This is a genomic window from Lactobacillus sp. UMNPBX1 (assembly GCF_002554085.1).
GTDB lineage: Bacteria > Bacillota > Bacilli > Lactobacillales > Lactobacillaceae > Lactobacillus > Lactobacillus crispatus.
Genome location: NZ_PCZI01000001.1, coordinates 187,612 through 201,520 on the forward strand (window position 1 = coordinate 187,612; position 13,909 = coordinate 201,520).

The window sequence follows — 13,909 nt, forward strand, 5'->3', positions numbered from 1 at the left end:
CCTAGTCTTATGTGCTATTTTAACATAATTGTTATTGGCTCTATGCTATAATAGCTATATTTAGATAACTTTTTTAAGAAAGAGAGTACGAAAATGAATAGTGATCCTGGAGCGGGAACTCTGTTTGGTCGCTTAAAAAATAGATTATCCGGCGATAAAAAAGTGGGGACTAAAGATCATTTAGAAAAAGAAATTGTTACTTTACATGAAAGTCATAAAATTGATGATACAGAATTTTCAATGCTAGAAGGTATTTTGGACTTTCAGGGTAAGACAGCCCGTGAAGTAATGGTACCTAGAACGGATGCTTTCATGGTTGATCGAGAAGTCAGTTTTCAAGACAATCTAGATGAAATCCTTCGTGAGCCATATTCTAGAATTCCCGTTTATCAACGTGATAAGGATAAGATTGTAGGGATTATTCATATCAGAACGGTTTTACGAAAGGCTAAACAAAAGGGTTTTGATAATCTTGACTATAAAGATGTCATGACTGAGCCGCTGTTTGCACCAGAAACTGCCGAGCTGGGCGATTTGTTGATGGAAATGCAGCAAACGCAACGACAATTAGCAATTTTGACAGATGAATATGGCGGTGTAACTGGTTTAGCTACAATTGAAGATTTGGTTGAAGAGATTGTGGGCGATATTGATGATGAAGTTGATCACACTGAGATTCTTTTTAACCAAATAGCTCCAAATAAGTACATTATTTACGGTAAGATGCCATTAGATGATTTTAATGAGCAATTTGGTACTAATCTTCAAATGGAAGATGTTGATACGATAGCAGGCTATGTGATCAATACTTTAAAAGTGATTCCAGCTAAGGAAGAAAAGTTAACAGTTGATATTGGTGATGGGATGACTTTGACCACTAGAAGGATGAAGGGGTCACGCTTGTTGACGGTATTATTAACGATTGATGAATCAAAAAAGGAAGAAGATAGCGAGGACTAATGGACAAAGAGTTAGCAGATAAAGTAAAAAAGAGAAGAACATTTGCAATTATTTCTCACCCCGATGCAGGTAAGACAACGATTACTGAACAAATGCTTTTGTTTGGTGGGGTAATTCGTAAAGCAGGTACGGTTAAGGCACGTAAAACTGGCAATTTTGCTACTAGTGACTGGATGGAAATCGAAAAGAAGCGTGGGATTTCTGTTACTAGTTCGGTTATGCAGTTTGAATATCAAGGCAAACGTATCAATATTTTGGATACGCCAGGACACCAGGACTTCTCAGAAGATACTTACCGTACATTAATGGCCGTTGACTCAGCTGTCATGGTAATTGACTCTGCTAAAGGTATCGAGCCACAGACAAAGAAGTTGTTTAAGGTTGTTAAGCAACGTGGTATTCCAATTTTCACGTTTATGAACAAGCTTGATCGTGATGGACGTCCACCATTAGATTTAATTGCGGAATTGGAAGATTTGCTTGGTATCGAGGGTGTAGCAATGGACTGGCCAATTGGTTCAGGTCAAACTTTAAAGGGTCTATATGACATCGCTAATAATCGTGTTGAGCTTTACCGCAAAAATGATCAAGATCGCTTTTTACCATTAGATCAAGATGGTAAGTTGCCTGATAGTGAGCCACTTAGTCAAGATCCTCAATTCCAGGATACTCTGGATGAAATTGATTTGATTAAAGAAGCTGGGAACAAGTTTGACCGCGAGAAGATTGCTATGGGTGATCAAACTCCTGTCTTCTTTGGCTCAGCTTTGACCAATTTTGGGGTTGAGACATTCTTGAACAGCTTTGTTGATTTGGCTCCAGCACCAGAGAGTCACACAGTCAATGGGGATGAGGAGCTAAGTCCAGAAAATCCAGAATTTTCAGGCTTTGTCTTCAAGATTCAGGCTAATATGAATCCTCATCACCGTGACCGAATCGCCTTTGTTAGAGTCGGTTCTGGTGAATTCAAGAAAGGCTTGGATGTAACTTTAGCTAGAACTGATAAGCCAATTCGTTTAAATAATGCGACTGAATTCATGTCAAGCGAGCGAGTACAAGTTTCTGATGCGGTAGCTGGCGATATAGTTGGCTTATACGATACTGGTAATTTTCAAATTGGTGACAGTATTTATGCTGGTAAGCGCAAGATTGTTTATCCACCATTACCAGAATTTACACCTGAATTATTTATGCGAGTAACTGCTAAGAACGTGATGAAGCAAAAATCATTCCATAAGGGGATGAACCAGCTAGTCCAAGAAGGTGCAATTCAGCTTTACCGCAATTATCAAACGGATGAGTATATTCTTGGTGCTGTTGGTCAATTGCAGTTTGAAGTGTTCCAATTCAGAATGAAGAATGAATATAATTCTGAAGTTGAAATGAACAGTATTGGTCATCGTGTTGCGCGCTGGATTGATCCGGAACAGCTTGACCCACGCATGTCTAATACTCGTAACTTATTAGTTAAGGACCGTTATGGTAATCCATTATTCTTATTTGAAAATGAATTTGCGGAACGTTTCTTCCATGACAAGTATCCGGATGTTAAATTAACTGAAAAACTTTAAAGCAAAATAAAAGCTATGGGAATTAATGCGGCACTAAAAAAAGCACGTCAATCGCGGGGACTGACACAAGAACAATTTGTAGCAGGAATTTTATCACCAGCTCATTATTCTAAAATTGAGCGTGGCTTGCATGACATATCAGCTAAGGACTTGATGGCAATTTTGCAGAAAAATAAAATTTCATTTGCTGAATTCTTTAAGCAAAATATGATCTCACAAGCTGACGATGAAAACAGTTTAGGTGATCAATTACAGATTGCTTATTATAATCAAGATCTTAACCAAGTTAGAAAATTGGTAACAAAAATTCAACAACTGCCGCATCATGATCTTCTAAAAATCAAAGCTAAGTTGATTTTTACCTTACTTGAAGGAAAACGTAAATTTGATGTCAAAGATAAAAATATAATATTGCAGCGTTTATTTGCAGGCGATAATTGGCTTCAAGATGAATTTAGTTTAGATTTGTTAGCAAATTTTGGTGCTTCTATCTTTACTCATGATGATTTTACTTTTTTCTTTCAAAAAATTTTCACTACTTATAATGATAAAATGTCTGAGCAGACAGAAAAAATGCAAACAACAATTGCCACTATTTGTGTGAATTATTTATATACTTGTGCTGAAAATAAATTTGTAAAAGATAATAAAGAGCCTATTTATTTACTTGGGCAATTAAGTCAAACGCCATCTTTAGTCTTATATAAAATCATTGGTCATTTTTATCAATGCTATTTTGCTGGAGATACAGAGCAGGTATTAGCTATTAAGAAATTGATCAAGGCAAGTAATTTAGAAAATATTCTGTCTATTCTTCCAGAATAATTTGCATATATGCAGATTGAAGATCATTTTTGCAGAAAGCTATTTTTATCGTGAACTAAAGCAGATAATGAATCCAACTTAATTGAAAGGGAGATTCATTTATGAAAAAGTTTATTGACCTCAAATGGTTTTCGCTCAGTATTATTCTGTCATGTTTAAGCGGATTATCTTTGCCTTTTAGCACATGGTCATACTCCGAAATTTTTGCGTTAATTACAGGTAAAAGTATTCCAAATACGGTGAGAATGATTATCGTAATTACAGTATTGCAAATCTTACTTGTAATTGTAGAATACTTAAATAATCGAGTAATTAATCGTAATGTAGCACTATTTAATCAAGAAGTTCGTGAGTATCTGATGCAGACGGATTTTGTAAAAACAGGAGAAAAAGAAATTTCTAATCGAATTTCTTTCATTAATAATGATCTTAACCTGATTGAAGAAAAGTACTTTAGACAGTTATTTTCACTAGTATCTACTGTGGTTAAAATTGTTGGTATCGTTACTGTTGCGCTGATAAATAGTGTAGTCCTGACATTAGTCTTTGTTGCTTTTGCCAGTCTTTCAAGCCTTATTCCTAGTTTGTTTAGCAAGAAAACAGCCAAGCAGTCATCCAATTGGAGTAAATCAACAGGTAGCTATGTAACGTTTATGTCGGATTTACTCAAAAATATCAATACGGTTTTAAATTACAATGTATTATCTCTATTTGTAAAGAAGGGTAGTAAAGTAATTAAAAATTCTGTTGAGAATAAACGTGAACGTGACGATACAATTGCTAAAAGTGATTTTTACGTTGATTTATTAGCTTACTCACTAGACTTCTTACCAATTGGAATCGGCATTATTATGGTAATTCAAGGACACATTGCTTTGGCTTCTTTTGTTGCCGTTCAATACTCTAGCGCTTGGATTGTAAATAGTTTCTTTAGTATTAATAGTATTCGTAATCAGATTGCTGCTACTAAACCAATGACCGCTAAGTTGTTGTCTTTCAAGCCTTTAACGACTAAGCAAGATGAAGCTCCAGTCAAATTTAAGCAATTAAATATGGACAATGTAACTTTCGGCTATCAAGCTGATAGTCCAGTGCTTAATAATGTGAGTTTATGTGTTAATAAAGGAGATAAAATTCTGTTAACTGGAAAGTCTGGTGAAGGTAAATCTACTTTACTTAAGGTGTTAATGGGTAAATTATCTCCGCAGAAGGGAAGAGTTTTGGTTAATGATCAGGCTGTTGAAACGCAAATTTTTAGTGAAGTTCAACAATCTTCGCAAATTTTTAATGAGACTTTACGCTTTAATTTAACTCTTGGTAAACAATTTGATCAAAAGCAAATCGTGGCTGCGGCTCAACAAGCAGGATTAACTAATTACCTTCAAAAACATGGCTTAGATACCGTAATTGAAGAAAATGGGCATAATCTTTCAGGTGGGGAAAGAAAGAGAATTGAATTAGCGCGTGCTTTTCTCTTCCAAAGAGAAATTTTAGTAGTTGATGAAGGAACTGCTTCACTTGATCCGCAAACTGCTGAGCAAATTCATAATGTCTTTTTGAATTCGCCATTAACAGTAATTGAAATTGACCACCATATTTCACCAACGGCGATGAAGAAATTTACACATCATTTTGACTTAGAAAATGGAAAATTGGTAAATATTTTTTAACGTAAATTGCAATAATAAATTGAACATTTAGGCTATCCTTCTGCACGTTCATTTTATACAATTAAAATTTTTGTTGGAATATCTAATAGAGAGTTAGTAGGATTAATTTCAGGAACTTCAAATGTGGGTCATTATGTAAGTAATAGTTTAGAGTTTGAAAAATATAGAATTTACATAGTAAAAGAACGTGAAATAGCACTAAGTACTTATAGTTCTATTCATAATTCACTGCAATTACTTGAAAGTGGGCATGTTTTAGGATGTTATAATTATATTAGTACTTTATTTGATTGTAGTTTTGTTTTTAAAGACTATGATGATTATAATACTGTTACATTTACAAATATTTCAAAATTAGCTAATATTTATGATAAATTTGGGTTCGTAATAGATAAATTTAAGCATCGCTCTAGTGGTAGATACTATGGGATGCTTTCAAATTGGAATTTAAATCGTAATAACTATAAGTTTAATGAAATTTCTAATTTGGATATAGCTAGAATTTCAAAATTAACAGATGAAAATGTTCAAAGTGTAATTCCTATTTCTTATACGAATCATAAAGATTCAAAGAATTATTTAACCGATGAATTTATTCAAAAGGAATATCCATTTTTGCATCCCACTTTCGAATCTGTAATTACAGTTTTAGCATTAAACTTAAGTGTATGTAATACTCACAATTTGGAAATTTACCTTGAAAAAATAGGTGCTCTTGCACAGACTATATGTATGAATAATTCTAGTAATCATGTTGTAAATAGACCGGTTAAGCAAGTTATACCAAAAAATTGGGAAAAGATAGACAAATTTAAACGTAATAAAAATTTATTACCATTTTATGCAGTAATAACTACCGTAGTGTAAGATTTCTTAATTAGATTTTAGTAATACTCAAATCGATAATAACGGACCGCAAGTAACTGTTATATCAAGTACTGCAATCCACTTTGCTTGAAATAGAAACTTTATTCAGTACGACTTCAGGCTATAATTACTGGAAAATAATCGAGTACTGTCCTCACTGCAATTTAGTGCGGCAAACAGAAGAAGAGAATCTTGTTAACTGGCTATTAGATTTAAAGGGCTTTGGTACAAGATATGCACGAAATACTGCTGCTAAGCTAAAGAAATGTTAGAGGCTTACCCTGTGGCTGCCAGTTATAGCGTAGAAATCTTGCAGGTAAATATTATGTAACAAGATTGATCAAGCTCAGTCAAAAAAGAGAAAGCTTGGAAAGCATACCTGTTTTTGCCCAAAACATGGCAGTCAGAGTCCTGGCTGAACTAGGCGATGTACGCAGATTTTCTAATCTAAATAAGATCAGTGTCTTTATTGGGATCGATCGTGAGCGGTATCAATCTGGAGAGATGAACTCTAAGTTTAAGCATTACTAAACATGGCAGTACAATCGCGTGTAAGATACTTTACCGGCTAATTGGACAAATAAATCAAGCAATCATGCCAATGAACTGATTAAAAAGAGCTTCATCTACTTTACCAACCTTTTGGAAGATGAAGGCTTAATCAATGAAGGTGCTGTCTTTATCGATGGTACGAAAATCGAAGCTGATGCCAACCGCTATACTTTTGTTTGGCGCAAAGCGGTTGAAAAGTATCATGAAAAGCTGAAAGGTCAAGCAGTTGAGCTTTACGATGAATTGATTACTAAAGAAAAAGAAGTAGTCAAAAAAATGGAAAAAGAAAAGGTTCAAACTAGTCAAGGCTTGGAGAAATTGGCTCGAGAAACTGAAGAAGAAATTAACCAGCTGACTGAAGAATTTCTGCTAGGCGTAACAGCTACTCTAAGACCGATCATGACGCTACCTTTATGCATATGAAGGAAGACCACATGAAAAACGGTCAGTTGAAGCCAGGCTACAATATTCAAGCAGCGACTACTGATCAATATGTAGTAGATTATGCCATTTTTCCTAACCCAACAGATTTTAAAACCTTAGAGCCAGTTTTCGGGCATTTGAAGAACGTATTTGGCATGCGCAGAACGCATCTGCGAGGCAAAAAGAGGTCGAAACCGATATTGGCATAGCCTTTATGATGGTTTTGAACAAATATGGGCAAAGAAGATGGATGAAGGACCATCTTTTATTGTTAAAAATTTAAAGAGACCGAAAAAACGATCAAGATTCTTGAAAAAGAAAATCTTGATCGTTTTCATTCATCTGGAAGTTATTTTTTCCAGACACTTTTGATACAACAATATTTGGATTACTTGTCAACGTGAATTTCGATTACATGACGACTCTTGTCTACAGTCAAAGTGTATGAAGAATCATAATCTTTAATTAAACGCTTGATTACGAATTCAATCTCATCTTCGCGAACACGACGGTCATGGTTTTCAAGTGCAATACCGATAGAATCCTTACTTTCAGTATAAATAACTGAAGTATTACCAAGAGAATAAACTTTAACATAGTTTGCATCGGTAGTGTTGAGCTGACTGTGAACCAAATCAGAGTAATTATTGGTTACATCAATTAAATGCATGGAATTCACCTGTTTCTGTTAGCTTTACTTCTTCAAATTTAGTATACCTCAAATTGAGTAGCATATTTTTATTTTTAAGAAAAAAGATTTCTAATATTGCTTCGAAATCTTTTGGTATAACTTGGACTTTGTCTTTTATTAAATCCTATTCATTATTTGCTTCATCACTGATTACAATTTTACCATCAACAACATCGGCTTTTAAATTCTTAGCCTGTGCATGATCAAGTTTGAAATCAGCCACATTATCTTCAATCTCTTCTTGGATGGTACGACGAAGAGGACGAGCACCTAAGGCAGGATTAAAGCCATCTTCAACTAATTTATCTTTTGCAGCAGCAGTTACATCAATGTGTAGGCCTTGATCCTTAACCATATTGTTGGTATTTTGCAACATTAAGTCAACAATCTTAAGCAAGTCTGGCTTAGTCAATTCATTAAATTCGATTACATCATCAAGACGGTTCAAGAATTCTGGCTTAAAGAATTGGCTCATATTATTTCTAGCAGATTCATTAGCTTCATCTTCGTTTTCTGCTGTAAAGCCAACGCTAGCGTTCTTAATGCCTTGTCCTGCATTAGAAGTCATAATAATGATGGTATCCTTGAATGAAACTGTTCTACCTTGTGAGTCAGTTAAACGACCATCGTCAAGAATTTGCAAGAAGAGGTTCAAAACATCTGGGTGAGCTTTTTCAATTTCATCAAGCAAGATCAAACTATATGGGTTGTGTCTAACTTGTTCAGTTAATTGACCAGCTTCTTCGTAGCCTACGTAACCTGGAGCAGAACCAATTAATTTGGAAACTGAGTATTGTTCCATGTATTCAGACATATCGAAACGAATCATTGCATCTTCTGAGCCAAACATTTGCTTAGCCAGTTGCTTAGCTAACTCAGTTTTACCGACACCAGTTGGACCAACGAAGAGGAATGAACCAATTGGACGGCCTGACTTGTTGAAACCGATTCGGTTACGACGAATGGCACGAGCTACTTTTTCAACAGCCTTGTCTTGGCCGATAACGTGAGCCTTTAAATCAGCAGCTAGATTTTGAAGTTGGTTTTCTTCTTGCTTTTGAATATCACCAACAGGAATGCCTGTTTTTTCTTCTACGATCTTGTCCATGATCTTATCAGTAATAACAGGGGACTTGTCAGGATCTACCTTTTGATCTTTAACCTTTTCATATTTTTCAATTTGATCACGGTAGTAGGCTGCTTTTTCGTAATCTTCGTTTTTTAAGGCTTCTTCCTTCAATTGCTCTGCGGCATTAATTCTTTCTTGCATTTTATCCTTATCAATATAAGGAATGGTTAAGTTCATTCTAGAACCTGCTTCATCAAGAAGGTCAATAGCCTTGTCTGGTAAAAATCTATCTTGAATATAACGTGCTGAAAGTTTTGCGGCAGCTTCAATGGCTTCATCAGTGTAGTGAACATGGTGATAGTCTTCGTAGCGTTTTTGAATACCTTTTAAGATGCGAATTGTTTCGTCAATTGAAGGTTCTTTAACTTCAACTGGTTGAAAACGTCTAGCTAAAGCAGAGTCTTTTTCAATATCGCGGTATTCTTTGATGGTAGTAGCACCAACTAATTGCAATTCGCCACGAGCCAAAGCTGGCTTAATAATGTTACCGGCATCCATGCCACCTTCAGCATTACCGGCACCAACGATTTCGTGAATTTCATCAATAAAAAGAATGATATCGTCGTTTTGTTGTAATTCTTTAATTAATTGTTCCATTCTTTGTTCAAATTGACCACGAATACCGGTACCTTGAACAAGTGAAACAACATTTAATGAAATAATTCGTTTGTTCTGCAATTTTGCTGGTACTGATCCATCTACGATTTCTTGAGCTAAGCCTTCGACAACGGCAGTCTTACCAACACCTGCTTCACCGATTAAAACAGGGTTGTTCTTAGTTCTTCTATTTAAAATTTCGATAACCCGAGCAATCTCTTTATCACGACCGATTACTGGGTCAATTTTGCCTTTTTTAGCAAGGGCAGTTAAGTCTGTTCCGTATTTGTCAAGTAGGCTTCTGCCGTTTTGACCACCATTACCAGCGCCTCCCCCCATTTGCATTCTAGGGTCGTTATTTCTCATTTCATTATTATTGTTTGCGGCATTGTTGTTATTTCCGTTTAATGCGTTGAATAAATCATCAAAGTCGCCAAAAAATTCATTATTATTCATTTTTCCTTGATTTCCTTGTTGATTTTTTAATTCTTGATAACAGTGTTGACATAAATCTATTTCGCGGCTTTGGCCATTAACCTTAGTGAAAAGGTGAATAGAAGCGGGCCGCTCATGACAATTTTGGCAAAGCAAAATATAGTACCGCCTTTCTTTTCAACTGTACCAAAATTATATTATTAGCACTCTTGGTAGTCAAGTGCTAAGACTCAAACACTTATTTTTTGTAAGAAATGCTTTTGTTACCGCAAACAAAATATTAATATTTTTGAAAATTGAATATAAATAGTAGAATTAATAGTGGAAAAATTATAAAATTTTAAAAGAGTGGTGATATTTTTGGATTATCAGAAAATTCTAGATCAATTAGTCTCAGGTGAGATAAAAGAGTATAAAGTTGAGCCAAAAGATGCGTTTGATCTTCAAAAGACTATTAGAAATTATGGAAAAAGACAATATATTACCGGTAGGGCAGAAAGAGGCGGCGCGATTGTGTATACCGCTACGAATACCGATGAATAAATAATGTAAACTGTTACATTGCAGTTGTCTAATCTGTAAAAACATGATAATCTAATACTCGAATGGGTATTTATTACCAGTTTAATTTTTCAATTTAAAGGAGATATTTATAATGGAAAAACGCGATTTTCATATCATTGCAGAAACAGGTATTCATGCACGTCCAGCTACTCTTTTAGTACAAGCTGCTTCAAAGTTTGGCTCAGATGTTAACTTGGAATACAACGGTAAGTCAGTAAACTTGAAGTCAATCATGGGTGTTATGTCACTTGGTGTTGGTCAAAATGCTGATGTTACTATCACTGCTGAAGGTGATGACGAAAAGGACGCATTGGACGCAATTGCCGACACTATGAAAAAAGAAGGTTTAGCTGAATAATGACCAAGACTTTAAAAGGAATTGCTGCAAGTGATGGTATCGCTATTGCTCCAGCATATCTTCTTGTGGAGCCTGATCTTTCATTCTCTAAATCTTCAATTGCTGATGTTGAAGCTGAAGTAGCTCGTTACAACGATGCAATTAAGACTTCAACTGCTGAAGTTGAAAAGATTCATGATATTGCTAAAGAAAGCTTGGGCGATGAAGAAGCTCAAGTTTTTGAAGCACACTTAATGATTTTAAATGACCCAGAATTTACTGGTGCCATTGAGAATGAAATTAAGGATTCAAAGATCAACGCAGAAGCTGCTCTTGATGAGACTGCTAAGAAGTTTATTGCTATTTTTGAAGGGATGACAGATAATCCTTACATGCAAGAACGTGCTGCTGACGTACGTGATGTTTCAAAGCGTATTATGGCTCACCTTCTTGGTAAGGAATTACCAAATCCTGCTTCAATCGATCATGAAGTAATTGTTGTAGCTCACGACTTAACTCCAAGTGACACTGCTCAACTTAACAAAAAGTATGTTAAGGGTTTTGTTACTGATATTGGTGGTCGTACAGCACACTCAGCAATTATGGCTCGTTCACTTGAATTGCCAGCTGTTGTTGGTACTGACTCAATTACTAAGGATGTTAAGAACGGCGATATGTTAATTGCTGATGGTCTTGACGGGGATGCAATTATTGATCCAAGTGACGCTCAAGTAGCTGATTACAAGCAAAAGAGTGAAGCATTCCTTAAGCAAAAGGCAGAATGGGCTAAGCTTAAGAATGAACCATCAGTTACTGCAGATGGCAAGAAATTTATCATTGCTGCTAACATTGGTACACCTAATGATATGCCAGGTGTAAAGGATAATGGTGCGGAAGCCATTGGTTTGTACAGAACAGAGTTCTTGTACATGGACTCTAGTGACTTTCCAACTGAAGAAGCTCAATTTGATGCCTACAAGGAAGTTATTGAAGGTATGAATGGTAAACAAACCATTATCAGAACCTGTGATATCGGTGGTGACAAGCACCTTGATTACTGGGATCTTCCAGAAGAAATGAACCCATTCTTAGGTGTTCGTGCTATCCGTCTTTCTATGCAATACAAGGATATCTTTAGAACTCAATTAAGAGCTTTACTTCGTGCATCTGCATACGGTCCATTAGGAATTATGTTCCCAATGATCGGTACTTTAGCAGAATTACGTGAAGCTAAGCAAATTTTAGCTGAAGAAAAAGATAAGCTCGCTAAAGAAGGCGTTAAGATTGGTGATGACTTGCAAGTCGGTATGATGATTGAAGTACCTGCTGCAGCCGTTTTAGCTGATCAATTTGCAAAGGAAGTTGACTTCTTCTCAATTGGTACTAATGACTTAATTCAATATACTATGGCTGCTGACCGTGGTAATGATAATGTGTCATACTTGTACCAACCATATAACCCATCAGTACTTCGTTTGATTAAGCACACTATTGATGGTGCTCATGAAAACGGTATTTGGTGTGGTATGTGTGGTGAAGCTGCTGGTGATAACACTATGTTCCCAATCTTACTTTCAATGGGACTTGATGAATACTCAATGAGTGCAACTTCAATTTTGCGTATCAGAAGCTTAATGAAGAAATTGAACACTGCTGACATTAAGGAATTAGCTAACGAAGCTTGTTATGTATCAGAAACTGCTGAAGACAACGAAAAATTAGTTAATAATTTAATGAAAAAATTGAACAAGTAGTTTTAATTTGCAAAAAGAGACTGTGATGTCTCTTTTTTTATTTTTAATAATTTTAAACAAAACGAACGAAATCTTCACAAATAATTCACGTTTTATCTTTAGTATTAAGTATATAGCAGAGGTAAACGATAAATTAAGCACTTACGAAAAAGAAGCTTATATGGTATACTAGCTATGAGTAAAGAAACGTATACAAATATTTGTTCTGAGGAGCGTGATTTTTATGGTAGATTTATATGTCTCTCCTAGTTGTACTTCATGTCGCAAGGCAAGAGCGTGGCTTGAAAAACATAATATTCCATTCAAGGAAAGAAACATTTTTTCTGAACCATTGACTAAAAAAGAATTATTAAAGATCTTGCGGATGACTGAAAATGGTACTGAGGAAATCATTTCTACCCGCTCAAGAGCTTTTCAACAATTGCGAATCAATTTAGACGATTTATCAATTGATCAGTTACTTGATTTAGTAGAAAAGAATCCTAGCTTGTTAAGAAGACCAATCATTATGGATGATCGTCGACTTCAAGTTGGTTACAATGAAGATGAAATTCGTCGATTCTTGCCACGAAAAGTTCGTCGGTTGGAATTGGCTGAAGCACAAAAGATTGCAGATTTATAAAATGATTGAAAAGTGTTAGTTAAGGCTTTTGTTGAGACTAACACTTTTATTTTAAACGAAAAATACGCTACAATAGATATATTAATTCATGGAGGTGAGATCCTGTGCAGGTAGATCATATTGATAAGAATACTATCAGAGTTCGAATTGATAAAGCTGAATTGGCTCGTCGTGGGATGGGAATGCTTGATTTATTAGGTAATAGACAAAAGATTCAAGACTTCTTCTATAAAATTCTTGATGAGGTCGATGAAGACCATGAATTTGCCAATGGTGATCCAGTATCATTTCAAGTAATGCCTAATAATGGGGGATTAGATTTGATGATCACCAAAGTTAAGCCGGACGATGCACAGAATTTAAGGAAACTAATGGGTGATAGCTTTCCTAAGGATGAGCAATCATCAACGAATTCGGATGATTCAAAAAGTTTCTTTGATTTAGATGAGGAGAGTACGAATTCAAATTCGGCTCCTCAAGGACTAGCTACTCACAACTTTTTTAACCAAGATGATAAAAACAATGAGCCAACTGATTGGAGATCGCGCAAGACTCAGGCTTACTATTTTGATGATTTAGGTAGTCTAATTGAATTAGCTGATAACCTTAAGGCAAATGATTTAGCTTCTAGCTTGTATTACTTGCATGGACAATATTTCTTAAATTTGGCATTTCTTGATGAAGAATATGAGGAGCTTAAACCAGCAGATGCGTGGACAATAGCCAACGAATTTGGTTTTAAGGTCGATAGTGATAAGATGCGTGTAGTTGAAGAAACAGGCAAATGCTTATTGATGCAAAATGCTTTAGGCCAGATTCGACATTACTTTTTAAAAGCAGCTAATTATTAAGATTCTTTAAAGAAAAAGAGACGGGACAAAATTCCGTCTCTTTTTTACGTAATAAAACATG

General features: G+C 35.4%; 13 protein-coding genes and 1 pseudogene. 12 read left to right on the forward strand and 2 right to left on the reverse strand.

What is annotated here, in order from left to right:
- Nucleotides 1-93 precede the first annotated feature (93 nt).
- The 7 genes and pseudogenes from CP352_RS00960 to CP352_RS00990 form a co-directional block, all read left to right on the forward strand.
- Nucleotides 94-960 carry a hemolysin family protein gene (locus CP352_RS00960; RefSeq protein WP_005726242.1) on the forward strand — a complete coding sequence of 289 codons (867 nt, stop codon included), beginning with the start codon at nucleotides 94-96 and terminating at the stop codon, nucleotides 958-960.
- The gene (locus CP352_RS00965) at nucleotides 960-2,531 is read left to right on the forward strand and encodes a peptide chain release factor 3 (protein WP_089143534.1); all 1,572 of its coding nucleotides are present in this window, start codon (nucleotides 960-962) and stop codon (nucleotides 2,529-2,531) included. The genes CP352_RS00960 and CP352_RS00965 overlap by 1 nt, the downstream gene beginning before the upstream one ends.
- Nucleotides 2,532-2,546: 15 nt before the next feature.
- Entirely contained in the window at nucleotides 2,547-3,356 is an 810-nt protein-coding gene (locus CP352_RS00970) for a helix-turn-helix domain-containing protein (protein WP_013086029.1), read from the forward strand.
- A 101-nt stretch (nucleotides 3,357-3,457) separates the two neighbouring features.
- Nucleotides 3,458-5,026, forward strand: a complete 1,569-nt coding sequence (locus tag CP352_RS00975; RefSeq protein ID WP_089143533.1) for an ABC transporter ATP-binding protein — start codon at nucleotides 3,458-3,460, stop codon at nucleotides 5,024-5,026.
- A gap of 123 nt (nucleotides 5,027-5,149) precedes the next feature.
- Complete coding sequence (locus CP352_RS00980) at nucleotides 5,150-5,893, forward strand: hypothetical protein (RefSeq protein WP_089143532.1); 744 nt, start codon at nucleotides 5,150-5,152, stop codon at nucleotides 5,891-5,893.
- A gap of 366 nt (nucleotides 5,894-6,259) precedes the next feature.
- On the forward strand, nucleotides 6,260-6,424 hold the full coding sequence (locus CP352_RS00985; protein ID WP_013086033.1) for a transposase: 165 nt from the start codon (nucleotides 6,260-6,262) through the stop codon (nucleotides 6,422-6,424).
- 51 nt (nucleotides 6,425-6,475) lie between these two features.
- Nucleotides 6,476-6,993: pseudogene (locus CP352_RS00990) on the forward strand (IS5/IS1182 family transposase); the annotation flags it as partial.
- A 263-nt stretch (nucleotides 6,994-7,256) separates the two neighbouring features.
- Here CP352_RS00990 and CP352_RS00995 read toward each other — a convergent pair.
- Both CP352_RS00995 and CP352_RS01000 read right to left on the reverse strand, forming a co-directional pair.
- Complete coding sequence (locus CP352_RS00995) at nucleotides 7,257-7,538, reverse strand: DUF1827 family protein (protein WP_005728539.1); 282 nt, start codon at nucleotides 7,536-7,538, stop codon at nucleotides 7,257-7,259.
- 145 nt (nucleotides 7,539-7,683) lie between these two features.
- Nucleotides 7,684-9,876: an ATP-dependent Clp protease ATP-binding subunit gene (locus CP352_RS01000; protein WP_089150919.1), complete on the reverse strand. Its 2,193-nt coding sequence runs from the start codon at nucleotides 9,874-9,876 to the stop codon at nucleotides 7,684-7,686.
- 204 nt (nucleotides 9,877-10,080) lie between these two features.
- Between CP352_RS01000 and CP352_RS01005 the strand changes: the two genes are divergently transcribed.
- The 5 genes from CP352_RS01005 (at nucleotide 10,081) to CP352_RS01025 (ending at nucleotide 13,848) form a co-directional block, all read left to right on the forward strand.
- Nucleotides 10,081-10,263, forward strand: a complete 183-nt coding sequence (locus CP352_RS01005; RefSeq protein WP_005721524.1) for a hypothetical protein — start codon at nucleotides 10,081-10,083, stop codon at nucleotides 10,261-10,263.
- Between the two features lie 112 nt (nucleotides 10,264-10,375).
- A complete protein-coding gene (locus CP352_RS01010) occupies nucleotides 10,376-10,642 on the forward strand; it encodes a phosphocarrier protein HPr (protein WP_005718606.1) in 267 nt (88 codons plus the stop codon).
- Nucleotides 10,642-12,375 (forward strand): phosphoenolpyruvate--protein phosphotransferase, encoded by a 1,734-nt coding sequence (gene ptsP, locus CP352_RS01015; RefSeq protein WP_005718607.1) that lies wholly within the window; start codon nucleotides 10,642-10,644, stop codon nucleotides 12,373-12,375. Before CP352_RS01010 ends, ptsP begins: the two co-directional genes overlap by 1 nt.
- 223 nt (nucleotides 12,376-12,598) lie before the next feature.
- Nucleotides 12,599-12,997: a transcriptional regulator SpxA gene (gene spxA / locus CP352_RS01020; RefSeq protein ID WP_005718608.1), complete on the forward strand. Its 399-nt coding sequence runs from the start codon at nucleotides 12,599-12,601 to the stop codon at nucleotides 12,995-12,997.
- Nucleotides 12,998-13,101: 104 nt separating this feature from the next.
- Nucleotides 13,102-13,848: an adaptor protein MecA gene (locus tag CP352_RS01025; RefSeq protein WP_089143531.1), complete on the forward strand. Its 747-nt coding sequence runs from the start codon at nucleotides 13,102-13,104 to the stop codon at nucleotides 13,846-13,848.
- The last annotated feature ends 61 nt before the right edge of the window (nucleotides 13,849-13,909 follow it).

Excerpts from the sequence above, each read along its gene's own strand:
- CP352_RS00960 (WP_005726242.1), top strand. The coding sequence starts at position 94 with ATGAATAGTGATCCTGGAGCGGGAACTCTGTTTGGTCGCTTAAAAAAT.
- CP352_RS00965 (WP_089143534.1), top strand. The coding sequence starts at position 960 with ATGGACAAAGAGTTAGCAGATAAAGTAAAAAAGAGAAGAACATTTGCA.
- CP352_RS00970 (WP_013086029.1), top strand. The coding sequence starts at position 2,547 with ATGGGAATTAATGCGGCACTAAAAAAAGCACGTCAATCGCGGGGACTG.
- CP352_RS00975 (WP_089143533.1), top strand. The coding sequence starts at position 3,458 with ATGAAAAAGTTTATTGACCTCAAATGGTTTTCGCTCAGTATTATTCTG.
- CP352_RS00995 (WP_005728539.1), bottom strand. The coding sequence starts at position 7,538 with ATGCATTTAATTGATGTAACCAATAATTACTCTGATTTGGTTCACAGT.
- CP352_RS01010 (WP_005718606.1), top strand. The coding sequence starts at position 10,376 with ATGGAAAAACGCGATTTTCATATCATTGCAGAAACAGGTATTCATGCA.
- ptsP (WP_005718607.1), top strand. The coding sequence starts at position 10,642 with ATGACCAAGACTTTAAAAGGAATTGCTGCAAGTGATGGTATCGCTATT.
- spxA (WP_005718608.1), top strand. The coding sequence starts at position 12,599 with ATGGTAGATTTATATGTCTCTCCTAGTTGTACTTCATGTCGCAAGGCA.